This is a genomic window from Pleomorphomonas diazotrophica (genome assembly GCF_002844595.1).
Lineage (GTDB): Bacteria > Pseudomonadota > Alphaproteobacteria > Rhizobiales > Pleomorphomonadaceae > Pleomorphomonas > Pleomorphomonas diazotrophica.
Genome location: NZ_PJNW01000002.1, coordinates 566,992 through 588,762, shown reverse-complemented (window position 1 = coordinate 588,762; position 21,771 = coordinate 566,992). Strand labels below are relative to the sequence as shown.

The following is a 21,771-nucleotide window of genomic DNA, read 5'->3' as shown; positions in this document are numbered from 1 at the left end:
CGGCCGTCTTGAATGCGGCAATATGGCCCTGATCCCAGACCTCAGGCAGCGCCGGGATAGTTGGGGCTCTCGCGGGTGATGGTCACGTCATGGGCATGGCTCTCGCGCATGCCGGCCGAAGAAATGCGCACGAACCGACCCTTCTCCTGCAGCTCCGGAATGGTCTTGGCACCGACGTAGCCCATGGCGGCGCGAACACCTCCGACAAGCTGATGGACGACAGAGCCAAGCGGCCCCTTGTAAGGCACCTGTCCCTCGATACCCTCCGGCACCAGCTTCAGCTGGTCGCGCACCTCCGCCTGGAAGTAGCGGTCGGCCGAGCCGCGCGACATGGCACCCACCGAGCCCATGCCGCGGTAGCTCTTGTAGCTGCGGCCCTGGTAGAGATAGACCTCGCCCGGGCTTTCGTCGGTGCCGGCCAGAAGCGAGCCGATCATGCAGGCCGTGGCGCCGGCGGCGAGTGCCTTGGCGCAGTCGCCGGAGAAGCGGATGCCGCCGTCGGCGATGACCGGCACGCCGGCGTCACGCGCGGCTTCGACGCCTTCCATGATCGCCGTGAGCTGCGGCACGCCGACGCCCGCGACGATACGCGTGGTGCAGATCGAACCCGGGCCGATGCCGACCTTGACGGCGTCGGCGCCGGCATCGATCAGCGCCTTGGCGCCGTCGGCGGTGGCCACGTTGCCGGCGATCACCTGCACGTGGTTGGACAACTTCTTCACCTTGGTGACGGCCTTCAGCACATACTCCGAATGGCCGTGGGCGGTATCGACCACCAGCACGTCAACGCCGGCATCGATCAGCGCCTGCGAGCGCTCATGTCCCTTGTCGCCGACGGTGGTGGCGGCAGCGACGCGGAGACGCCCCTGGTCGTCCTTGGCGGCGTTGGGATTGAGCCGGGCCTTCTCGATGTCCTTGACGGTGATGAGGCCGACGCACTGATAGGCCGAATCCACCACCAGCAGCTTCTCGATGCGGTGCTGGTGCAGCAGCCGCTTGGCCTCGTCGTGGCTGACGCCTTCGCGCACCGTGACGAGGTTCTCCCGCGTCATCAGCTCATAGACGCGCTGATTGGGGTCGGAAGCGAAGCGGACGTCACGGTTGGTCAGAATGCCGACCAGGCGCCCATGCGTGCGGCCGCCGTCTCCCGCGTTCTCCACCACCGGAATGCCGGAGATGTTGTGCCCCTTCATGAGGTCGAGCGCTTCCTTCAACGTCGCCTCGGGGCCGATGACCACCGGGTTGACCACCATGCCACTCTCGAATTTCTTGACCTGTCGCACGTGCTCGGCCTGGGTCTCGACGTCGAGATTGCGGTGGATGACCCCCATGCCGCCGGCCTGCGCCATGGCGATGGCAAGACGGGACTCGGTCACCGTATCCATGGCCGACGACAGCAGCGGTATGTTCAGTTCGATGGTGCGGGTGAGCCGGGTACGAACGTCGGTATCGGCAGGCAGGACCTCGGAATGACCCGGCATCAGCAGCACGTCATCGAACGTCAGCGCAAGATCGCCGCCGGCAGAAGGAACGAAGAATGAGGCCATGACCAACTCCTTGGGCTCGGGGCGACGAAATGAAAATACGCCTGTCCGAAATCGCGTTTCGCGACTCGGGGCAAGCACTCATCACCGAATGAAGTTGGCGGTGGTCTCTACCACGGGTACGGCGTTTGGCAAAGGCAAAAGCGCGACTTTGGTATACTTACGCGAAAGCGCGGACCGATAGCCGGGCTGCTTGAATCAGTGCACGAAGTGAAGTGCATCCGCGAGAAGCACCGGAATCACCATATGAAGTTTGGGAATCAAAGTCTGAGTCAAGCGCAATTTCCGTTAATCTTTTCAACTACGTCCACGACTTTCCGAATGTTCTGCTCGATGAAGAGGCGTGGGTGTTCGACCGTCTCGTCGACGTGCTCGTAGGTCCAGGTCAGATCGTGCGGAATATGCACGGCATAGGCTCCGGCCTCGAGCGCCGGCAAGATGTCGGAACGCAAGGAGTTGCCGACCATCAGCCCTTTGTCCGCCCCATCGCCACGGGCGGCAAACACGCGAGCATAGGTGGAAGCGGATTTCTCGGAGACGATCTCCACGGCGTGAAACAGATCGGCGAGGCCCGATGCGGTGAGCTTGCGTTCCTGGTCGAACAGGTCACCCTTGGTGATGAGAACGAGCGGATAGCGATCCGCCAGCGCCTCCAAGGTCTCACGCACCTCCGGCAGCAGTTCGACGGGATGACCCAGCATCTCCCGTCCCATGGCCAATATGCCCGAGATCACCGACTGATCCAGCCGGCCGTCGCTCACCTCCAGCGCCGTCTCCATCATCGACAGCACGAAACCCTTGATGCCAAAACCGTAGACGGGAATGTTGCGCTTCTCGACGGCGAACAATCGGCTCGACAAGGTCGCCCGATCGCCGAAGTCGGTGAGGAGGTCGAGAAAGCGCCCCTCGGTGTAACGAAAGAACTGCTCGTTCTGCCAAAGCGTATCGTCGGCATCGAAGCCAAGAGTGGTGACTGCAGCTTGAACCATCTCTCCGTTCTCCGCTCGAAGTCTCGATTGCCGACGCGGCACGCTCCGATTAAGGAGAGCGATCCGCTGTAATCCGCAAGGATCCGATATGCCGATTCGGGCCGTTCTGTTCGACAAGGATGGAACCCTTCTCGACTACCACCTCACCTGGGGACCTATCAATCTCGCCGCCGCCGAGCTGGCGGCGGCCGGAGATCGCGCCTTGGCTGAGCGATTTCTCGCCCTCGGCGGCATGGATAGCACCAGCATGGTGACAAGGCCCGGCAGCCTGCTTGCCGCCGCCCACACCATCGAGATTGCCGAGGCTTGGGTGGAAGCGGGAAGTCCTCTTCCCCTTCAGGATCTTTCCCGCCGGCTCGACGCCTTGTTCACCGCTTCGGCCACCGGTTCGGTGCCGATCGGCAACCTCGACGCCTGCTTCTCGGCTCTCCGAGCGATGGGTCTGACGCTAGGCATCGCCTCTTCCGACAATGAAGCGTCCATCCGGCTTATGCTGGATCACCTAGGCCTCGCCCTGCACATTGCCTTCATTGCCGGTTACGACAGCGGGTATGGCGTGAAGCCCGGTCCCGGCATGGTCCAGGCTTTTGCTGCCGCGCTCGATCTTCAACCGTCGGAAATCGCCGTCGTCGGCGACAACAGCCATGACATCGACATGGGGCGCAACGCCGGCGCAGGTCTGGTCATCGGCGTCCTGAGCGGTACCGGCGACGTGGCGACGCTCGAACCGATCGCCGACGCCTGTCTCGCCGACATCGGAGAGCTTCCAGCCTTTCTGGCGCCCCATCTCACCGCCTGAGGCGGCAAGTTTGCGTGAGGCGTTGACTTGCGCGTCTTGCCGCGCGAAGTCTCGCGCCGCCTTCCGCACAGCCAAGGAGTCCCGCCATGCAGCCCGGCCGCGACATATCCGTCCTGATCGACATCATGGCTCGGCTGCGCGACCCCGAGGCAGGATGTGCCTGGGACCTGCAGCAGACCTTCGAGACCATCGCCCCCTATACGATCGAGGAGGCCTACGAGGTCGCCGAGGCAATCGCCCGTGGCGACCGGCATGATATCTGCGATGAGTTGGGCGATCTTCTGTTGCAAGTGGTCTTCCACGCCCGCATGGCCGAGGAGGAAGGCGCCTTCGCCTTCCCCGACGTGGTGGAAGCCGTGACCCGCAAGATGATCCGTCGCCATCCCCATGTCTTCGGGCCGGAAGAGGCGCGCACGCCCCATCTCGTCAAGGGCCTGTGGGAGAAGATCAAGGCTGAGGAAAAGGCCGAGAAGGCGGCGCGTCACGGCGGCGAATTGCCAAAGGGTCTCTTGGACACCGTGTCGATCGCCATGCCGCCCATGCTGAGGGCCGTCAAGTTGCAACAGAGGGCCGGAACGGTCGGATTCGACTGGAACGACCCGCGCGCAGTGCTCGCCAAGATTCGCGAGGAACTCGACGAACTGGAAGCGGAGATGGATCGGGCCGACCGGGAGGAAAGCGAGAAGGCCGAGGCGCGTACCGCCATCGAGGCCGAACTCGGCGACGTGTTGTTCGCACTCGCCAATCTGGGCCGTCATCTCGACATCGATCCGGAGGCGGCGGTGCGGGCAACCAACGAGAAGTTCAGGAAGCGCTTTTCCTATATCGAGCGGAAGCTTGAGGAAGCAGGACGACGACCGGCAGAGGCGACGCTCGAGGAAATGGAAGCGCTCTGGCAGGACGCCAAGGCCGAGGGCTGACGGTTCGAGAGCCCCTCAAATGCGAGAAACCCGGCACGAGGGCCGGGTTTCACAATCCTCTCGGGGCCGGACCGTCTTCGAGCCTGCGGCTCGTGGTCCGGGGCAACTGGCGAGCGATCCCTATGACGGGATCGATGTGGCGGCGATCAGAAGCCGGCATTGCGGAACATCCCACGGTCGACGGCGCGCTGACGATACTCGAGGTCGATGCGGTCGGTGGCCTCGTTGAGGTAGGCGACTTCACGTTCGGCGGCGGTGGCGGGGCGAAGGGCGCGGGCGGCCTTGCGAAGCTGAGTGAACATTTTATCTTCCTTTTCGATCCACGAACCGCCGGTTTTTCTTCAGGACCCAGCGATCCGTTCCTCTGTCCTGACGCTTATGAAGATAATGCATTCTGTACTTTGGACCAGATCGAATGTTGCATGCCGCTCATGCATCCTGCGAATTGGTCTCAACAGATTTTCTTTCGCTGGCTTTCAGAGGAACTTCATTCCACTTCGCCAAGCGCAGAAAAACTTAACGAGCAGTTAACGCCCGCAAGGTCTCGAACGGTCGCACCAAGCGCCGGGAGCATGTGACGTGGCGCCTGCCGGCAGAACGACAAAAGCGCCCGGGCAATCAAGCCATGCGGGCGCTCGTCAGTCGGTCAGGAAATCCGCCTTGGAGGACCCAGGCCCTGGGGTTCGCCTGATCCTCCCTTTTAGTTTCACCCATCGCCGGCGTGTCTAAACGTCGGCGATTTCTATATCATATCAAAGCGTTAAATCAGAGCCCGAGGTTGCGGTTCCGGCGGAACAGGCCACGATCAACTTCACGCTGGCGAAGCTCGAGATCGATGCGGTCACCAGCCTCATTAAGATAGGCTGCCTCGCGTTCGGAGGTGCTGACGGAGCGGAAGGCCTTCTTCAGGTTGGCAAACATAGCTGCATCCTTTCTCTGGGTGCCGCCGGGATCATCTTCGTTCCGGCGTTCGTTTCTTGCTCTTGCAAGTCAAACCTAGCTATTTTTGCTGATAGTACCAGCGCGGATATCGCAACGCCGCCATGCGCCACGCGAAAGCCGATCTTAAGAAGAACTATCGATGGTCTTCAGATAAACTTTCACCCGTGAAAGAAACAAACATCGGCCTCCCAGATATGACAAAAGCGCTCCGGCCTGTCAGGGCTTTGGAGCGCTTTCCATCTTGCCGGTTCCAGTCCTGCGGACCGAACCGTCCAATCAAAGGCCGTAGGGGCCCCGCCGGAACAGTCCGCGATCGATCTCGCGCTGACGGTACTCGAGCTCGATCCGGTCGCCGGCAGCGCTCAGGTACCGCAACTCGCGCTCCTCGACAGTGGGAACGTGCAAGACGCGGGCGACCTTCTTCAGCGGACCGAACATGACTCTCTCTTTTCTCAACGATACGGATCGGCGATAGCGTGATCGCCCGGTCTGGACGCTCAGCTCATCGTCACGACACTTCATATATACTTTCGTCGTAGTCGAACCAAGACCGACGGCGCAAGTCAGCCATGCACGGCGCTCGGAATCGCGCCATTCTTTCTTCATGATCGCTTCAATTGGGTCTGGGCATGGCAAAAGCGCGGCATCGGCCGCAACCTTCCGTAACGTCACCAACCTCGCGTCAAGCGGAGACGTCGATCACCGAGCCATTCTCGATCACCATGCCGTCGTAGGATGGCATAACCCCGTCCGGAAGATCGGAGGCCAAGGTTCTGTAATCGAGGTCGTGATGCATATGGGTGAGCACGATCAGCTTCGCGCCGACGCGATGACCAGCCTCGATCGCCTGATCCACCGAGAAGTGGCTGACATGCGGCCGATAACGGAGCGCATCGACGACAAACACGTCTACCCCCTCGATAAGCCGCCAGCTTTCATCGGGCATGGCGCTGACATCGGAGGAATAGGCGAGCCCCCCGAAGCGATAGCCGATGGTGTGGATGTCGCCATGCATCTGCGTGTAAGGCATCACCTCGATCGGTCCGCCCTTGCCTCCGATGGAGAAGGGCACGCCCACATCGACGCGATGCTCGGCGACGATGGGCGGATAGCCAGAGCCCAGCGGTGTCTCGAAACAATAGCCGAAGGCATCCTTGAGCCGGGCCGTTGTCGTTTCGTCGGCATACACCGGAACGCGGTGGCCGCTGTTGTGGAAGAACTGCCTGAGCTCGTCGATGCCGTGGATATGGTCGGCATGCGAGTGGGTGTAGAGCACGGCGTCGGCCTCGCCCACCCCGGCCCGCAGCACCTGCTCGCGAAAATCCGGGCCGGTGTCGACGATGATGCGGGTGATCCCGCCATCCTCACCGATCCGCTCGACCATCAGCGACGACCGGAGACGTCGGTTGCGCGGCTCGTTGGGATCGCAGGCGCCCCAATCGTTGCCGATGCGCGGTACGCCGGGCGAGGCACCGCAGCCGAGAATCGTAAAGCGCAAGCGTTCGGTCATGACGCGAAGACCTCGCGCGGCACCTTGGCGAACAGCCGGGCGAAGTTGGCCGTCGTCGTCTCGGCCATCTCGGCCGGCGTGACGCCCTTCACCTCGGCGAGCACTTTGGCCGTATGCGCGACATAGGCCGGCTCGTTGCGCTTGCCGCGCCAGGGCAGCGGCGCCAGATAGGGCGCGTCGGTCTCGACCAGCAGGCGATCGGCTGGCACATCCTTGGCGATGTCCCTGAGATCGTCGGACCGCTTGAAGGTCAGGATGCCGGAGAAGGACACGAAGGCACCCAGCGCCACCGCCCGCTCCATCAGCTCGCGACCGGACGAGAAGCAATGCAACAGGATCGGGAAGGCGCCCTTCGCCGTTTCCTCCTCCAGAATAGACGCCATATCGTCATCGGCGTCACGCGAATGAATGCAGAGCGGCAGGCCGGTGCGCCGTGCCGCGTCGATATGCCGGCGAAAGACCGCACTCTGAACGTCGCGAGGCGAGGAATCGTAGTAGTAATCGAGCCCGGCCTCACCGATCCCGATGACCTTCGGGTGGGAGGCCAATGTCACCAGCTCGTCGACGCCGACATGCGCTTCCTTCTCCGCCTCGTGCGGATGGGTCCCCACCGTGCAATAGACCTCAGGGTGCGCCTCGGCGATCGCCAGGACCTTGGCGAAGTCGCGCACACGGGTGCCGATCGTCACCATGAGCCCGACATCGGCCGCCGCCGCCCGCGCTATGAGCGCGTTGGTTTCGCCGGCGAAATCGGGAAAGTCGAGGTGGCAGTGGCTGTCGACGATCATTGTATCTGAACGCAAAAAGACAATGGATTGTTCCGACATAGCCGCTTGCTCCGTCCCTGTCGAGCAGCGGCAACGGTCGGGCTGGTAGGCGCTGGGCGCCGGTCGTCACAAAACTCTTATATGCGGAAGATAGGAAAGCTGCGGTTGCGGCACCCATTCAGCCGCTCAACCGTAAATTTGACCTATGGCGTTTGACAGCCGTCGGCTTTTTCGCCGGCCAGATTCTTGGGCGCCTTCGGGCGTCCTTTTTTTGGCTGGAACCAGCCCCAGCGACCATTCGAAAAGTCTGCAACTTTTCGGGCGGATGCGCGCCCCTATCAGCATCCGCCGATCCGAAAAGTCTGCAACTTTTCGGGCGGATGCTCTAGCATCCCCCCATGCGTCCCGATCTCCTCAACCCGTTGTTCCAGCCGTTGACCTCGCTTCCCGGCGTCGGGCCGCGCACGGCGCCCAAGCTCGAGAAACTGGTGGGCCCAGCCGGCGAAGCGGCGCGTGGCGCCGTGGTGCTCGATCTTCTCTTCCATATCCCAACCGGTCTGATCGACCGCAGCCACGAGGCACTGGTCGAATCGGCGCCCGAAGGCGCGATCGTCACGCTGCGGGTCCACGTCGATCGCCATCGCCCGACACCACCGCAATCGCGGGCGCCCTACCGCATCTCCGTCCATGACGAGAGCGGTGAACTGACCATCACCTACTTCCGCGCCGACAAGGGCTGGCTGGAAAAGCTGTATCCGCTGGGCGAAACCGTGCTCGTGTCCGGGCGCGTCGAACGGTTCAACGGCACGCTACAGATGAGCCATCCCGACCACGTGGTCCTGGAGGCGGAGGCCGACAAGCTGCCTCGGATCGAACCCGTCTACCCGATGACGGAAGGCGTCGGCGGCCGTCTGATCGCCCGCCTTGCCGATGCAGCGCTCAGCCGTCTTCCATCCCTGCCGGAATGGCTCGACGAAGCCCATCGCCGCCGCGAAGGCTGGCCAACCTTCGCAGAGGCGCTGCGACACCTCCATAAACCCGAAGAACCGGATACCACCGATCAGCCAAGCCCGGCGCTGACGCGCCTCGCCTATGACGAGTTGCTCGCCAATCAGTTGGCCCTCGCCCTGGTCCGCCGGCAGCTCAAGGGCGTCACGAGCCGGCCGCGCCTGCCAACCGGCGACATCGCCCGCCGTCTCCGCGCCGCCCTGCCCTTTCATCTGACGGCGTCGCAGGAATCGGCCATCGCCGACGCGGTCGCCGACCTCTCCGCCCCTTCGCGCATGGTGCGGCTCATTCAGGGCGATGTCGGTTCGGGAAAGACCATGGTGGCTCTATTTGCCGCCGCCGCCGCCGTCGAGGCCGGCGGTCAGGTGGCGGTGATGGCGCCGACCGAGCTGCTGGCCCGCCAGCACGCCCGTTCCATGTCGGGCCTTGCCGAGGCGGCCGGCCTGCGGCTGGCGCTTCTGACCGGCGCCGACAAAGGGAAAGGCCGGCGCGAAACGCTGGAGCGGATCGCCGCGGGCGACGTGGACATCGTCGTCGGCACTCACGCCCTGTTCCAGTCGACGGTCGAGTTCAGCAACCTGACGCTGGCCGTCGTCGACGAGCAACATCGCTTCGGCGTCCACCAGCGCTTGGCGCTGTCGGCCAAGGGTTCGACCACCGACCTCCTCGTCATGACGGCGACCCCCATCCCCAGGACGCTCATGCTCGCCTATTTCGGCGACATGGACGTCTCGCGCCTCACCGAGAAGCCGGCCGGCCGCAAGCCGATCGCCACCGTCACCGTGCCGCAGGAGCGCATCGGCGAGATCGTCGGGCGCATCGGCTCGGCCATCCGCCTGGAAGGCGCCAAGGTCTACTGGGTGTGCCCCCTGGTCGAGGAAAGCGAGAGCATCGACCTTGCCGCCGCCGAGGAACGCTACGCCGACCTCCGGCAACACTTCGGCGACGACGTGGCCCTGGTCCACGGCCGCATGAAGGCGGCCGAGAAGGACGCCGCCATGGCCCGCTTCAAGGCCGGTGAGGCGCATATTCTGGTGGCCACCACGGTGATCGAGGTGGGCGTCGATGTTCCGGACGCTACCATCATGGTGATCGAACACGCCGAACGCTTCGGCCTCGCCCAACTGCACCAGCTGCGCGGCCGGGTCGGACGCGGCGACAAGTCGTCAGCCTGCGTGCTGCTCTACAAGGGACCGCTGGGGGAAACGGCCAAGGCGCGGCTGAACGTGATGCGCGACACCGAGGACGGCTTCCGCATCGCCGAGGAGGATCTGAAGCTCCGGGGCGGTGGCGAGTTGCTTGGCACGCGACAGAGCGGCATGCCCGGCTTCCGCTTCGTGCGCGCCGAGCACCACGGGGCGCTGATGGAAACCGCTCGCGACGACGCTGCCCTGCTGCTCGCCCGCGACGCCGGTCTCGCCGGCCCACGTGGAGAAGCGCTGCGACTGCTGCTCTATCTGTTCGGCCGCGACGAGGCGGTACGATTGATCCGCGCCGGCTGAGCGCCGATCAGCGCTCGCCTTCCGCCCTCACCTCGGCGGCCACCTCTCGGATGGCCGCCATCATCAACTCGGCGCCCAGCGAAAGCGGCGCCCCCGACCAGACAACAAGCCCGAGCGGCCCGAAGGTATCGGACGTATCGACCGGCAGTTCCCGCAGCGTACCGGCGGCAATGTCGCCGGCCACCTCGCCATAGTGAGCGATCCAGATGGCATCGCTGGCGGTTGTGAAGGATCGGCCGAACACCGTCGACACCGTATCGATGCGCCGAAGCTGCGGGCCGGCGGCCAGCCTAATCAACAGCTCCACGGCATGATCATGGATAATCGAACCCGGCGGCGGGACGAGCACCACATAGTCGAACAACCGACCCAGCCCGGAACCTTGGGCGAACAGCGGGTGATCCCGCCGCGCCACCACCGCCACGCGCTCGGTATAGAGATGCTCGAAGGCAAGACCCACCATATCGGCCGGCGAGCCCATGCGCCCCAGTGCGAAATCGAGCTCTCCAGCTTTGAGCTGGTTGAGGATGGAGACGTTGTCGGCGGTTATGATTTGTGGGGTCGTTCCGACGCTGGCGCCGAGAAACCGGCTGACCGCATCCGGCAGGACGCGCGCCGAGGCCGAGGCGAGCGCGCCGACACGAACGATCGATGCCCCCTGCTGCAGCGCCAGTTCCACCGATTCGACGCCCTGGCGCAGCGCGGCGATGGAAGCCCCAGCAAAGCGCAGGAACACCTCGCCATAATAGGAAAGAACCACGGATCGGTGGCTGCGGTCGAACAGTTCGACGCCGAGGATTTCCTCCAGTTCGCGGATGGTCTTCGACACCGCCGGCTGGCTGATGGACAGCGAGATCGCCGCCTTGCCAATGCTTTTCAAGCGGGCGACTTCCACAAAGGAACTCAGGTGCCTATGTTTGATGCGGTTCTCGATCACGTCGGGCCCTCTATAACCGGCCGTTATGTAACGGGGCAATGCGTTCCTCTGCCATGGAACATTGGTCGAGTCCGTGTCCGCCCTCGTCCGTAATCGGTGGTAGGATGGCCCAAACGCCGCCCAACCGGGCGATCACCCAGGAGTCCTCATGCAGAAGCCCAAACTCCATCTCGACGTCATCGTCGATGTAGTCTGCCCCTGGTGTTTCCTCGGCAAGCGCCGGCTCGACGCCGCGATCGCCGAACTCGACGATCTCGACATCGAGGTTCGCTATCGGCCGTTTCAGCTCGATCCCACCATCCCCGAGGAAGGCATTGAGCGCGAGGAGTACGTCATCGGCAAGTTCGGCAGTGCCGACGCGCTGGACGAGGCGCACGCCCGTCTTTTCAGCCTCGGCGCCGACGTCGGCATCACCTATGCGTTCGACCTCATCGAAAGGTCTCCCAACACGCTCGACGCCCATCGCCTCATTCGCTGGGCGGCAGCGGAAGGCCTCGGCGACCCCATGCTGGAGCGATTGTTCTCCCTGTTCTTCGAGGAAGGCGCCGATCTCACCAAGGCGGACACGCTGATCGCCGCTGCCGAAGAGGTCGGCCTCGACGGCGACGAAGTGACCATGAAGCTCGAGGATGGCGTGGACCTCGACGCGGTGAAGGCTGAAATCGCCCATGCCGGCCGGATCGGAATCACCGGCGTACCGACGGTCATCGTCGAGAACAAGTTTGCCATCTCCGGCGCACAGACCTCGGAAGTGCTGGTCGACGCTTTGCGCCGGATCGCCGCGGAACTGGATGCGACAAAGGCCTGACGACAAAGGTCAGAAACGACGAAGGGGCGCCCCGATCGGGGCGCCCCTTTCTCTCTTCATGACGAGCGACGCGTCAGACGACGCCGATCTTGTCGCGGTCGATATGCTCGGCCTTGATGCGACGGACGGTACCGGTCCACGACCGCATCACCACGGTGTCCGTGATGATCTTGCCGCCCTTGAAGCGCACGCCGTCGAGCAGGTTGCCCTTGGTGACGCCGGTGGCGGCAAACAGCACGTCGCCCTGCGCCATGTCCTCCATGCTGTACTTCTTGGCGATGTCCTCGATGCCCATGCGCCGGGCGCGCTCGATGTGCTCAGGGCGGTTGATCATCAGCCGACCCTGCATCTGGCCGCCGAGGCAGCGGAGTGCCGCTGCGGCCAGCACGCCCTCGGGCGCGCCACCTACGCCGAGATAGATGTCGATGCTGGTCTCTTCCGGATCGGTCGTCTGGATGATGCCGGCGATATCGCCATCGCCAATGAGGCGAATGGAGGCGCCGAGACCGCGCACCTCGTCGATCAGCCGGGCATGGCGCGGCCGATCGAGAATGCAGCAGGTGATCGCCGACACCGGCACGCCCTTGGCCTTGGCCAGGGCGCGGATGTTATCGGTCGGCGTGGCGTCGAGATCGACGAGGCCGGGCGGGAAGCCGGGACCGATGGCGATCTTGTCCATGTAGACGTCGGGGGCGTTCAGCAAACCGCCCTGTTCGGCGATGGCAATGCAGGCCAGCGAGTTTGTCTGGTTCTTGGCACACATGGTTGTGCCTTCGAGCGGGTCGACCGCGATGTCGACACGCGGTCCTTTGCCGCTACCGACCTCCTCGCCGATGTAGAGCATCGGCGCTTCGTCACGCTCGCCCTCACCGATCATGATGGTGCCATGAACCGGCAGTTGGTTGAGCTCGGCGCGCATGGCATCCACGGCCGCCTGGTCGGCGGCGCGCTCGTCGCCGTGGCCGCGCTGGCGGGCGGCGGCCATGGCCGTGCGTTCGGTAACCCGAACAATCTCCAGGGTCAGAATACGGTCGAGAGAATTGGAGAATTTTTGCGACATGAAACAACCCGCGGTTCGGACAGCCAACCAAGTTCGTCGCTGCAGCCAAGGGAGGTCTTTTGGCTGCGCGAACGGGGAGAAAACCCGGTCGATACCTTAGCGAGGTATGAAGAACGAACGATAGAGGTCAATGCGCCATAGGACGCAATACGGATGTTCCGTCGATGAGTTAACCATGCCGCAAGCGCGCGGCATCACGGATACTGGCGAAATACCGCCATTTACCCGAACCATCGTCAGTTCGACCATCAGACATGCAAAAAGTCGATAGCAGCATTCCCCAAGTCGGACCTGGAAATACCCCGAGGACCGACAGGGTCGCCTTACAGACTTTCGATGCGGATCAGCGTCGGCTTCTCGGCGATGTGGCCGGCCGCCTCGATCGCCTCAAGCGCGGCCCGGATCTCCGTCTCACGCGTAGCATAGGTGATGAGCACCACCGGCTGCGGCGCACCGGTGTGGCCGGGCGCCTCATCGTCGTTCGAGCGGCGATGCTGAACGATCGACTCCAGGGATATGTCGCGGTCGGCCATGCTCTTGGCGATCCCGGCGAAGGCGCCCGGCCGATCATAGACTGAGAGGCGCACGTAGTAGCCGCCCTTGTGCGCCTGTATCTCGGCCTTCTGGTAGAGCATGAGCTCGTTCACCGGCAGTCCAAACACCGGAGTGCGGTGGCCACGCGCCGCGTCGACGATATCGGCGATGACCGACGACGCCGTGGCGCTGCCGCCAGCGCCCGGCCCGACGAGGACCACCTCGCCCAACGCGTCGCCATCGAAGGCTACAGCGTTGAGCACGCCGGAGGTCTGCGCCACCACCGATTTCTTCGGCACCATGGCGGGGTTGACCCGCGCTTCGATGCCGCTGTCGGTCCGCCGCGCAACGCCCAAAAGCTTGATGCGATAGCCCAGCTCGTCGGCCGCCTTGATGTCTTCGAGCGAGATCGAGGTGATACCCTCGACATAGATGGCGTCGGCATCGATCTCCGTGCCGAAGGCGAGGCTGGTCAGGATGGCGAGCTTGTGCGCGGTATCGAAGCCGCCGACGTCGAAGGTCGGGTCGGCTTCGGCATAGCCAAGCCGCTGTGCCTCGGCGAGGCAGGTCTCGAACGACAGCTGCTCCTTTTCCATCCGGGTCAGGATGTAGTTGCAGGTGCCGTTCAGGATGCCGACGATGCCGGTCACGGTGTTGCCGGCAAGGCTCTCCTTCAGCGTCTTGATCACCGGAATGCCACCGGCCACCGCCGCCTCGAAGCCGATGGACAGGCCCGCCGCCTCGGCGAGACGGGCAAGTTCGACGCCGTGCCGGGCGAGCAGCGCCTTGTTGGCCGTGATCACCGGCTTGCCGGCAGCAAGCGCGGCGCGCACCACGGCCTCGGCGGCACCGGACGCGCCGCCGATCAGTTCGATCACCACATCGACGTTCGGATCGGCGACCATGGCCACCGGATCGTCGTACCAGGCAAAACCGTCGACATTGATGCCCCGGTCGCGCTTGCGGTCGCGCGCCGACACGGCCGTGATCGTCACCGGCCGTCCCGCTCTCAGCGTCAGCGAGCTGAGGTTGGACTGAACGATGCGAACGACGGATGCGCCGACGGTCCCGAGACCGGCGATGCCGAGGCGAAGCGGTTTACCCATGGTGCTTTTCCGAAACTCTCTGTCTGCAGAGCCTTTCCGGAGAAGCGAGTTCACCGGAAAGGCCATGTCCGTTTTTTAAGGTGCGGGGTCAGCGGTCGCGGCCGACCGGGGCGTAGTTATGCATGGTTTCGTCGGCCGTGTCGAAGAATCGACGGAGCCCGCGTGCGGCCTGGCGAATGCGCTGTTCGTTCTCCACGAGAGCGATGCGGACGTAGTCGTCGCCCTGCTCGCCGAAGCCGATGCCGGGCGCGACGGCCACCTCGGCCTTCTCGATCAGTAGCTTGGAAAACTCCAGGCTGCCCAGCGACTTGAACCGCTCCGGCAATGGCGCCCAAGCGAACATCGAGGCGCGCGGCACCGGGATCTCCCAGCCCGCCCGGCCAAAGCTCTCCACCATCACGTCGCGGCGGCGCTTGTAGGTCTGGCGCACGTCTTCGATATGAGCGTCGGCTTCGGGATCGTTGAGCGCGGCTGTCGCCGCCACCTGGATCGGCGTGAAGGCACCATAATCGAGATAGGACTTGACGCGCGACAGCGCGGCGATCAACCGCTCATTGCCCACGGCAAATCCCATGCGCCAGCCGGCCATGGAGAAGGTTTTGGACATCGAGGTGAACTCGACGCAGACGTCCATGGCGCCCGGCACTTCCAGCACCGACGGCGGCGGAACGCCGTCGAAATAGATCTCCGAGTAAGCGAGATCGGAGAGCACGAACACCTCGTGCTTGCGGGCGAAGGCCACCACGTCCTTGTAGAAGTCGAGCTCGACCACCTCGGCCGTCGGGTTCGACGGATAGCAAAGGATGAGGGCGAGCGGCTTCGGGATGGAGTGGGTCACTGCGCGCTCGAGCGCGTGGAAGAACTCCGGCCCCGGCGTGACCGGAACCGACCGGATGACGCCGCCGACCATCAGGAAGCCGAAGGCGTGGATCGGATAGGACGGATTGGGGCAGAGAATGACATCGCCCGGCGCGGTGATGGCCTGCGCCATGTTGGCGAAGCCTTCCTTGGAGCCCAGCGTCGCCACGATCTGCGTGTCGGGGTTGAGCTTCACGCCGAAACGGCGGGCGTAATAGGCCGCCTGCGCCTTCCTGAGGCCGTTGATTCCCCGCGACGCCGAATAGCCGTGGGTGTCCGGCCGCTGCACCGTTTCGATCAGCTTGTCGACCACGTAGCGCGCCGTCGGCAGGTCGGGATTGCCCATGCCAAGGTCGACAATATCTGCGCCCGAAGCTCGCGCGGCAGCCTTGAGCCGGTTGACCTGCTCGAAGACATACGGCGGGAGGCGCTTGATCTTGTGGAACTCGTTGTTGCTCATGGGGTTGACCTCAGTGTGGTCGTGGAAGCCGGCGGTTTTCGCCCCGCGCCGGCAGGCGGGTCTGTGCTTCTAGATCAATTCCGGGCGGAGGGGGAAGTGGCTTTTGGCCGGTCGTCGACCGATCTCGCCAAAAAGCCGCCGCTGTGGCCGCCCTACCCGGCCCGCCGCGGTTTCAGCCGATGGTGGAGAGAGCCGGGAAGTTTTCCAGAAGCCAGAACGACGCGCGCTGCATGCCGCCTGACAGGAACAGCGCGCCGGTAACAACCAGCACGCCGCCCATAGCTCGCTCCACCAGGGGAAAATGGCGGCGGAACCGACGCATGAACAGCACGAAACGGGCCGCAAACAATGCGGCAATCAGAAACGGGACGCCAAGTCCCAGAGAATAGACGGCCAGCAGCAGCGCCCCGTCGCCGACGGTATCGCGGCTGCCGGCCACCGACAGAATGGTGGCGAGCACCGGACCGATGCAGGGGGTCCAGCCGAAGGCAAAGGCAAGGCCGAGCAGAAACGCGCCGCCGAGACCCGCCCTGACGCGGAAATCGTGGAATCGCGCTTCGCGATAGAACAATGCCACCCGGAACAAGCCAAGAAAATGCAGGCCCATCACGATAATGAACAGGCCGGCCAGAACTCCGAGAACCTCGGACCACTGACGAAGAATCTGGCCGAAGACCGAGGCCGTCGCCCCCAGCGTCACAAAGACGCAGGTGAATCCGAGGATGAACGAAAGTGCAACTTCGGCCGCCCGTCGCTTGGCAGCCAGCCGGGTCATTTCCTCACCGGTCAGCTCTTCGATCGACGCTCCGGTCAGGAAGCCGAGATATGGCGGAACGAGCGGCAGCACGCAGGGGCTCACGAAGGAGAGCAGTCCGGCGCCGAAAGCTGCAATCAGTGTTACGTTCGCGTCCATATGGCCTCTGCAAGGCGGGCACCGACTGATACTCGATTTCAGGATCGCATGCGAGGCAGGTTTTTTAGTCTTCTATCAAATTGCCGGGATGCGCATTTCGAGCCCCCCTCGGTCAAGTTAAGCGCTCGACCTATGCAGACTTAACAGCCCTCGTTTCCCCGTCATTAGGCAAGTTTCTCAATTCAAGAAGTTCTACAGGTAGAAATCATGCATCTCTGATTGAATTGGCAAATTTCGAGACTAGACCCGTCAGCACCGCCAACGACAAAGATACGCGCTGGGGACGAAGTTCAAATGGAGTTGCTTTTCCGGGCGAAGCAGGGTTTCCTGTTTTTATCGGAACAAGGTGCGGCCCCACGTTTCGCAAGTTAACCGTTATCTAGCATTGCTCGCATATGTTGACCCCTAGGGTTGCGGGTGGTTGTGCGCTTCGGGGGAACGGATGATCAGACTGTCGGCGATCGCCGGACTGGCATTGACTGCCAGCCTCGTGACGTCTGCATTTGCGGGCGACGCGAAGGTGATTCACGTCGCCAGTACGTTCCCGCTGTCGCTGCCGCTATTCTCCGAGGCCGTGGGCCGACTGAGCGAACAGGTCGATAGCCTGACCGGTGGCGAGGTCCAGCTCGTGTTTCACGTGCCGGGCAATCTCGCTCCGGCGTCGGACACGGTAAACAGGGTGACCACCGGCGAGATCGCCGCCGCCTGGTCGACCGCAGGTCAGTTCGCAGCTCACGACAGCGCCTTCGAGCTTCTGAGCGCCATTCCCTTCGGACCAGACACCATCGAGTACATGGCTTGGCTGTTCGAGGGGGGCGGCCTCACCCTGTCGCGCGAGCTGTTTGCGAAATACTCCGTCCACAACGTGCCCTGCATGGTGCTCCCGCCCGAGGGCGCCGGATGGTTTTCCAAGGAAATCCGCACCATCAACGATCTGAAGGGCCTTCGTATCCGTTTTTTTGGCCTAGGAGGCCGCGTGCTCGCCCGGCTCGGCGCCGATGTGATACAGAAGTCGCCAGGCGAAATCGTCGACGCGATCAAGAGGGGGGAGATCGAGGCGGCGGAATACTCATTGCCGTCGATGGATTTGGCCCTCGGCCTTCAGAGCGTCGCAAAATACTACTATTTTCCGGGCTGGCATCAGCCGTCGACACTCTACGAGCTCTACTTCAACGACGCGACGTGGGACGGGCTCACCGGAAAGCAGCAGGAGACGATCGAAACCGTCTGCGCGGCGGTGATGCGCGACAGTCTCGGCCGAGCCGAAACAATGCAGACCGAGGCCCTTGAGGAAATCAAGAAGCGAGGCATCAAGCTCCGCCGCTGGTCACCGGATCTCCTCCTCACCTTCGAGGCTGCCTGGGGCAAGGTGGCCGAGGAGGAGATGGCCGCCAACCCGAGATTCAAGCAGATTTACGAGTCCTATGTGCGGTTTCGTAACGACTATGGGTTCTGGAAGCGTTTCAGTTATCTTCGCTGAGACTGACAGTTAAGGCGGTTTGCCCACGAAGCCCGGCGGGCACGGAGGATCAGCCCGGACCGAGCTTGAGGGAGCAGACGGAGCAACGAGTTGGCGGTGATCTGGGTATCAATCTTAGGTAGCGGGCCGGGGTCGGGAGCGCCAGGGACGCACGGGGAGAAGCCAAGACAGATGAGTTGGCACGACGAGCCGATCGGTATCATGAGAAACGCCAGCATCCGGGCCAAGCTGTCCGGTGCGATCGTTTTTGTCATGTTGCTGATTGCCGCCGTCAGCGGACTGGGTGTTGCCCAGATCATCTCGGTCAACAGGGTCACCACCGAGATCCGCGAAGTCAGGCTTCCCCAGGTGGAGCTTCTGGAGAAGTTGCGTCGTCTCGCCTTGCAGCACAATCTGGTCGTCATGCGGCGTCTGCAAGTCATCGACTACCGCAATCTTGCCGAGATCGATGCCAGCCTCAACGAGACGCGCCTCGACCTCAACACGGCCTCTGCCAGCTTCAAGGCGACCATCAGCTCGCCCGAGGAGGCAAGGCTGTTTGCCATCTTCTCCCATGCCTGGGAGATCTATCTCGCCTCGCTCGATCAGGTGAACGACGCGATCGACAGCGGCGAGCTGGAACAGGCGACCGAGTATGCCAACGGCACGACGCGTCTTCAGTATCAGGCGGCGGTGAACGAACTGGAGAACCTCATCGCCTATGCCAAGGCGCGATCCGAAGACGCCGCTGCACGGGCCTCCACGGCCGTGTCGCGGGCTGTTACCCAATCTCTGATCGCCTTGGTGATCGCCAGTCTGGCGGCTCTCGGAGCGGTTTTCTGGGTTCAGCGCAACGTATCCGGCCCGCTCCGCAATGTCGCCCACGCCATGCGGCGCCTGACGATCGGCGACCATACGACTCCCATCCCGGAACCGAGCCCCCGACGCGACGAAATCGGCGTGCTTCTGTTCGCCCTGGCCGGCTATCGCGACGCGCTGATCCACAGCCGTGAGTTCGCCCGCAATGCCGAGCGGGAATGGGAGCGCCTGAGGGCAGCCGTCGCCAACATGCCGGTCGGTCTCTCGATGTTCGACGCCTCCGACCGGCTGATCATCTGTAACCGGATTTATTGCGACATGTATGGCTTGGCGCCGGAGGACACGCTGCGCGGCCGCACCCACCATGAGATCTTCGCCGATGCCTTCCGGCATGGCGGCATCTACGTCCCGGTCGCCGAAGTGCTGGCCGAAGCCCGCTCCAGCCATTCCGGGACCACCCATTTCGTTTACGAGACCAGCGACGATCGCATCCTGTCGTTGGGCATTCAGAACATCGCCGGTGGCGGCTGGATCGCGATTCACGAAGACATCACGGCCCGCCGGCGCGTCGAGGAGAAGATCCGCCATATGGCGCGCCACGACGCGCTGACCGATCTCGGCAACCGCCTGCTGTTCCGCGACAGCCTTGAAGACGCGCTGTCGGAGATCAGCGACAAGGAACGCATCGCCGTTCTCTGCATCGATCTCGACCGCTTCAAGAACGTCAATGACACCCTCGGCCATCCTGTCGGCGACGCGCTGTTGCAGGCTGTGGCCGACCGCCTGCGGTCTTGCATCAGCCAGAATGACATCGCCGCGCGCTTCGGTGGCGACGAGTTCGCCATCATTCAGCTCGGCCCGGTCCAACAGCCGGAAGCCGCCACCGATCTTGCCCGGCGCATCGTCCGAATCGTCGGCGAGCCCTATGAGATCGACGGCCAGCAGATCATCATCGGCGCCAGCGTCGGCATCGCCATCGCCCCGTTGGACGGCAGCAATGCCGATACCCTGCTCAAGAACGCCGACATGGCCCTCTATACGGCCAAGGCCGACGGTCGCGGCGTCTATCGCTTCTTCCGCGACGAGATGAGCCTGCGCTCTCAGACGCGCCGCCTGTTGGAACTGGAACTTCGCCGCGCCCTGATCTCGGAGGAGCTTTGCCTCCACTACCAGCCGATGTTCAGCATGGACAATCGCGAGATCATCGGCTTCGAGGCGTTGTTGCGCTGGAACCACCCGACGCGCGGCATCGTCGCACCCAACGAGTTCATCTGGCTGGCCGAGGAAGTGGGCCTGATCGTGCCGATGGGCCAGTGGGTCTTGGAACAGGCCTGCCGCGACGCGGCGAGTTGGCCCGGCCATATCAGCATAGCCGTCAACGTCTCCCCGGTTCAGTTCCGCGAGCGCACCTTCGCCGATCAGGTCCTGGCGGCGCTGGCCGCCTCCGGCCTCGAAGCCCATCGGTTGGAGATCGAGATCACCGAGCGCGTGCTGATTGCCGACACCTCGATGACCCTCGCCATCCTGCAGCGGCTGCATGAGATCGGCGTGCGCATCGCCATGGACGACTTCGGCACCGGCTATTCCAGCCTCGGCTACCTGCGCCAGTTCCATTTCGACCGGATCAAGATCGACCGATCCTTCGTGGCCGACCTCGGCGAAGGCGACCAGGAATCGCTGGCCATCGTCCGGGCCGTCGCCAGCCTGTCGTCCAATCTCAATATCGCCACCACCGCCGAGGGCGTGGAGAGCGAGCAGCAGTTCGAGCGCCTGCGCGCCGAAGGCTGCGACACCGTCCAGGGCTTCCTGCTGGGCATGCCCGTGCCGGCCGAAGAAGTCTCCCGGATGTTTGCGGAAGGCGGCTCCGCCATCTCGGCCGCCTAAGCATGTGAGGCCCGCCAGGGCCCTTCTGCGCGTCTCGATGTCGCTCGTGCCGAGCAGCGACGTCGGGGAAAACCTCCAACGCTCGATTTCTTGAAAGAACGATGGTGGGCGGTGACGGTCTCGAACCGCCGACATCCAGTGTGTAAAACTGGCGCTCTACCAACTGAGCTAACCGCCCGCCCTGGCCCGCCGCCAGAGCACCCGCCGATCAGGTTTTCTCAACCTGATCGAAAAGCGGCTGCTCCAGCAATGAACTGGAGCATTCGCTGGGCGACCAAATGCTTCAGTTGGTCGACGAATGCTCCAGGGCGAACCGGCCCCCTGCTCTACCCACTCGGCCAGCCGATTGCAAGATCGATGGCCTGACGCGATGTGGACGCAGGACAAAAGCAAAAAGGGCGCGACCGTCGCCGGCCGCGCCGTTCAAAGTCACTAGCGTCGGTCCCGATCCGGTTGCCGGCCGGGCCGACTCGGAGGTCAGCCGTTGACCGCGTCCTTGAGGCCCTTGCCCACGCGGAACTTCGGCTGCTTGGAAGCAGCGATCTTGAGCGGCTCGCCCGTCTGCGGGTTGCGGCCCTCGGAAGCGGCGCGCTCGGTCACAACGAAGTTGCCGAAGCCGACGATGCGAACTTCGTCGCCCGCCTTGAGCGCCTCGGTGATCGTCGCGAAGACCGCGTCGACGGCGGCACCGGCCTGCGCCTTGTTGAGCGACGCCTTCTCGGCGACCTGCGTGACCAGATCGTTCTTGTTCATGTCGTGTCCCTTTGTCTGACTCTGTCGGTAGCGGACTGCCATCTTGTAGTTAGCCCGTCACCCCGGCGGCACGTTTCCCGGATTTCCGGGGAAAATCAAGTGCGGAAAGACGGCTTATGCGCGATTTTTTGACCGAAAACGAAAAAGACCCGGGCTTTGGGGGCCCGGGTCGGAAATTTGCTGGACAAGTGTCCCACGT

The 21,771-nt window shown here is 63.5% G+C and carries 19 protein-coding genes and 1 tRNA gene; 6 read left to right on the top strand and 14 right to left on the bottom strand.

Annotated features, from left to right (window positions below):
• Window positions 1–41: 41 nt before the first annotated feature.
• Window positions 42–1,547 (bottom strand): IMP dehydrogenase, encoded by a 1,506-nt coding sequence (guaB, locus tag CXZ10_RS03655; RefSeq protein WP_101287569.1) that lies wholly within the window; start codon window positions 1,545–1,547, stop codon window positions 42–44.
• A 269-nt stretch (window positions 1,548–1,816) separates the two neighbouring features.
• Entirely contained in the window at window positions 1,817–2,533 is a 717-nt protein-coding gene (locus tag CXZ10_RS03650; protein WP_101287568.1) for an HAD family hydrolase, read from the bottom strand.
• Window positions 2,534–2,621: 88 nt separating this feature from the next.
• Between CXZ10_RS03650 and CXZ10_RS03645 the strand changes: the two genes are divergently transcribed.
• Window positions 2,622–3,332 (top strand): HAD family hydrolase, encoded by a 711-nt coding sequence (locus CXZ10_RS03645; protein ID WP_101287567.1) that lies wholly within the window; start codon window positions 2,622–2,624, stop codon window positions 3,330–3,332.
• A gap of 86 nt (window positions 3,333–3,418) precedes the next feature.
• Window positions 3,419–4,252, top strand: coding sequence for a nucleoside triphosphate pyrophosphohydrolase (gene mazG, locus CXZ10_RS03640; protein ID WP_101287566.1), 834 nt, complete (start codon window positions 3,419–3,421; stop codon window positions 4,250–4,252).
• A gap of 146 nt (window positions 4,253–4,398) precedes the next feature.
• On the opposite strand, the gene CXZ10_RS03635 is transcribed toward mazG, so the two are convergent.
• From CXZ10_RS03635 to CXZ10_RS03615, 5 genes are all read right to left on the bottom strand, one after another.
• Window positions 4,399–4,554 carry a DUF3563 family protein gene (locus CXZ10_RS03635; protein ID WP_101287565.1) on the bottom strand — a complete coding sequence of 52 codons (156 nt, stop codon included), beginning with the start codon at window positions 4,552–4,554 and terminating at the stop codon, window positions 4,399–4,401.
• Between the two features lie 463 nt (window positions 4,555–5,017).
• The gene (locus tag CXZ10_RS03630; RefSeq protein WP_101287564.1) at window positions 5,018–5,173 is read right to left on the bottom strand and encodes a DUF3563 family protein; all 156 of its coding nucleotides are present in this window, start codon (window positions 5,171–5,173) and stop codon (window positions 5,018–5,020) included.
• A gap of 297 nt (window positions 5,174–5,470) precedes the next feature.
• A complete protein-coding gene (locus CXZ10_RS03625) occupies window positions 5,471–5,632 on the bottom strand; it encodes a DUF3563 domain-containing protein (protein WP_101287563.1) in 162 nt (53 codons plus the stop codon).
• Window positions 5,633–5,876: 244 nt separating this feature from the next.
• Window positions 5,877–6,704: an MBL fold metallo-hydrolase gene (locus tag CXZ10_RS03620; protein ID WP_101287562.1), complete on the bottom strand. Its 828-nt coding sequence runs from the start codon at window positions 6,702–6,704 to the stop codon at window positions 5,877–5,879.
• On the bottom strand, window positions 6,701–7,492 hold the full coding sequence (locus CXZ10_RS03615) for a TatD family hydrolase (protein ID WP_101287561.1): 792 nt from the start codon (window positions 7,490–7,492) through the stop codon (window positions 6,701–6,703). The genes CXZ10_RS03620 and CXZ10_RS03615 overlap by 4 nt, the downstream gene beginning before the upstream one ends.
• A 377-nt stretch (window positions 7,493–7,869) precedes the next feature.
• Here CXZ10_RS03615 and recG point away from each other — a divergent pair, with 377 nt between their 5' ends.
• The gene (gene recG / locus CXZ10_RS03610) at window positions 7,870–9,981 is read left to right on the top strand and encodes an ATP-dependent DNA helicase RecG (protein ID WP_101287560.1); all 2,112 of its coding nucleotides are present in this window, start codon (window positions 7,870–7,872) and stop codon (window positions 9,979–9,981) included.
• Window positions 9,982–9,988: 7 nt separating this feature from the next.
• Here recG and pcaQ read toward each other — a convergent pair whose 3' ends face one another.
• On the bottom strand, window positions 9,989–10,918 hold the full coding sequence (gene pcaQ / locus CXZ10_RS03605; protein ID WP_101287559.1) for a pca operon transcription factor PcaQ: 930 nt from the start codon (window positions 10,916–10,918) through the stop codon (window positions 9,989–9,991).
• 148 nt (window positions 10,919–11,066) lie between these two features.
• Here pcaQ and CXZ10_RS03600 point away from each other — a divergent pair, with 148 nt between their 5' ends.
• Window positions 11,067–11,726 (top strand): DsbA family oxidoreductase, encoded by a 660-nt coding sequence (locus CXZ10_RS03600; protein WP_101287558.1) that lies wholly within the window; start codon window positions 11,067–11,069, stop codon window positions 11,724–11,726.
• A 73-nt stretch (window positions 11,727–11,799) separates the two neighbouring features.
• Here the strand turns inward: CXZ10_RS03600 and glpX are convergent, their stop codons facing one another.
• From glpX to CXZ10_RS03580, 4 genes are all read right to left on the bottom strand, one after another.
• Window positions 11,800–12,786, bottom strand: coding sequence for a class II fructose-bisphosphatase (glpX, locus tag CXZ10_RS03595; RefSeq protein WP_101287557.1), 987 nt, complete (start codon window positions 12,784–12,786; stop codon window positions 11,800–11,802).
• A 323-nt stretch (window positions 12,787–13,109) separates the two neighbouring features.
• The gene (locus CXZ10_RS03590; protein WP_101287556.1) at window positions 13,110–14,426 is read right to left on the bottom strand and encodes a homoserine dehydrogenase; all 1,317 of its coding nucleotides are present in this window, start codon (window positions 14,424–14,426) and stop codon (window positions 13,110–13,112) included.
• A gap of 88 nt (window positions 14,427–14,514) precedes the next feature.
• Window positions 14,515–15,744, bottom strand: coding sequence for an LL-diaminopimelate aminotransferase (locus tag CXZ10_RS03585; RefSeq protein ID WP_101287555.1), 1,230 nt, complete (start codon window positions 15,742–15,744; stop codon window positions 14,515–14,517).
• Window positions 15,745–15,916: 172 nt separating this feature from the next.
• A complete protein-coding gene (locus tag CXZ10_RS03580; RefSeq protein WP_101287554.1) occupies window positions 15,917–16,657 on the bottom strand; it encodes a cytochrome c biogenesis CcdA family protein in 741 nt (246 codons plus the stop codon).
• Window positions 16,658–17,099: 442 nt separating this feature from the next.
• On the opposite strand from CXZ10_RS03580, the gene CXZ10_RS03575 reads away from it, so the two are divergent.
• Together CXZ10_RS03575 and CXZ10_RS03570 are read left to right on the top strand one after the other, a co-directional pair.
• The gene (locus CXZ10_RS03575) at window positions 17,100–18,137 is read left to right on the top strand and encodes a TRAP transporter substrate-binding protein (protein ID WP_101287553.1); all 1,038 of its coding nucleotides are present in this window, start codon (window positions 17,100–17,102) and stop codon (window positions 18,135–18,137) included.
• Between the two features lie 201 nt (window positions 18,138–18,338).
• Entirely contained in the window at window positions 18,339–20,819 is a 2,481-nt protein-coding gene (locus tag CXZ10_RS03570) for an EAL domain-containing protein (protein WP_180335843.1), read from the top strand.
• 102 nt (window positions 20,820–20,921) lie between these two features.
• On the opposite strand, the gene CXZ10_RS03565 is transcribed toward CXZ10_RS03570, so the two are convergent.
• Both CXZ10_RS03565 and CXZ10_RS03560 read right to left on the bottom strand, forming a co-directional pair.
• Window positions 20,922–20,997: transfer RNA gene (locus CXZ10_RS03565), tRNA-Val, on the bottom strand.
• A gap of 299 nt (window positions 20,998–21,296) precedes the next feature.
• Window positions 21,297–21,572 carry an HU family DNA-binding protein gene (locus CXZ10_RS03560; protein WP_026782895.1) on the bottom strand — a complete coding sequence of 92 codons (276 nt, stop codon included), beginning with the start codon at window positions 21,570–21,572 and terminating at the stop codon, window positions 21,297–21,299.
• Window positions 21,573–21,771: the final 199 nt, after the last annotated feature.

What these genes read in the sequence shown, in the direction of transcription:
- CXZ10_RS03575 (WP_101287553.1), top strand. Translation starts at nt 17,100, where the DNA reads ATGATCAGACTGTCGGCGATCGCCGGACTGGCATTGACTGCCAGCCTC.
- CXZ10_RS03590 (WP_101287556.1), bottom strand. Translation starts at nt 14,426, where the DNA reads ATGGGTAAACCGCTTCGCCTCGGCATCGCCGGTCTCGGGACCGTCGGC.
- recG (WP_101287560.1), top strand. Translation starts at nt 7,870, where the DNA reads ATGCGTCCCGATCTCCTCAACCCGTTGTTCCAGCCGTTGACCTCGCTT.
- glpX (WP_101287557.1), bottom strand. Translation starts at nt 12,786, where the DNA reads ATGTCGCAAAAATTCTCCAATTCTCTCGACCGTATTCTGACCCTGGAG.
- CXZ10_RS03625 (WP_101287563.1), bottom strand. Translation starts at nt 5,632, where the DNA reads ATGTTCGGTCCGCTGAAGAAGGTCGCCCGCGTCTTGCACGTTCCCACT.
- CXZ10_RS03600 (WP_101287558.1), top strand. Translation starts at nt 11,067, where the DNA reads ATGCAGAAGCCCAAACTCCATCTCGACGTCATCGTCGATGTAGTCTGC.
- CXZ10_RS03645 (WP_101287567.1), top strand. Translation starts at nt 2,622, where the DNA reads ATGCCGATTCGGGCCGTTCTGTTCGACAAGGATGGAACCCTTCTCGAC.
- CXZ10_RS03620 (WP_101287562.1), bottom strand. Translation starts at nt 6,704, where the DNA reads ATGACCGAACGCTTGCGCTTTACGATTCTCGGCTGCGGTGCCTCGCCC.
- CXZ10_RS03585 (WP_101287555.1), bottom strand. Translation starts at nt 15,744, where the DNA reads ATGAGCAACAACGAGTTCCACAAGATCAAGCGCCTCCCGCCGTATGTC.
- CXZ10_RS03570 (WP_180335843.1), top strand. Translation starts at nt 18,339, where the DNA reads ATGAGAAACGCCAGCATCCGGGCCAAGCTGTCCGGTGCGATCGTTTTT.
- CXZ10_RS03630 (WP_101287564.1), bottom strand. Translation starts at nt 5,173, where the DNA reads ATGTTTGCCAACCTGAAGAAGGCCTTCCGCTCCGTCAGCACCTCCGAA.
- CXZ10_RS03635 (WP_101287565.1), bottom strand. Translation starts at nt 4,554, where the DNA reads ATGTTCACTCAGCTTCGCAAGGCCGCCCGCGCCCTTCGCCCCGCCACC.
- CXZ10_RS03580 (WP_101287554.1), bottom strand. Translation starts at nt 16,657, where the DNA reads ATGGACGCGAACGTAACACTGATTGCAGCTTTCGGCGCCGGACTGCTC.
- CXZ10_RS03560 (WP_026782895.1), bottom strand. Translation starts at nt 21,572, where the DNA reads ATGAACAAGAACGATCTGGTCACGCAGGTCGCCGAGAAGGCGTCGCTC.
- mazG (WP_101287566.1), top strand. Translation starts at nt 3,419, where the DNA reads ATGCAGCCCGGCCGCGACATATCCGTCCTGATCGACATCATGGCTCGG.
- CXZ10_RS03650 (WP_101287568.1), bottom strand. Translation starts at nt 2,533, where the DNA reads ATGGTTCAAGCTGCAGTCACCACTCTTGGCTTCGATGCCGACGATACG.
- guaB (WP_101287569.1), bottom strand. Translation starts at nt 1,547, where the DNA reads ATGGCCTCATTCTTCGTTCCTTCTGCCGGCGGCGATCTTGCGCTGACG.
- CXZ10_RS03615 (WP_101287561.1), bottom strand. Translation starts at nt 7,492, where the DNA reads ATGATCGTCGACAGCCACTGCCACCTCGACTTTCCCGATTTCGCCGGC.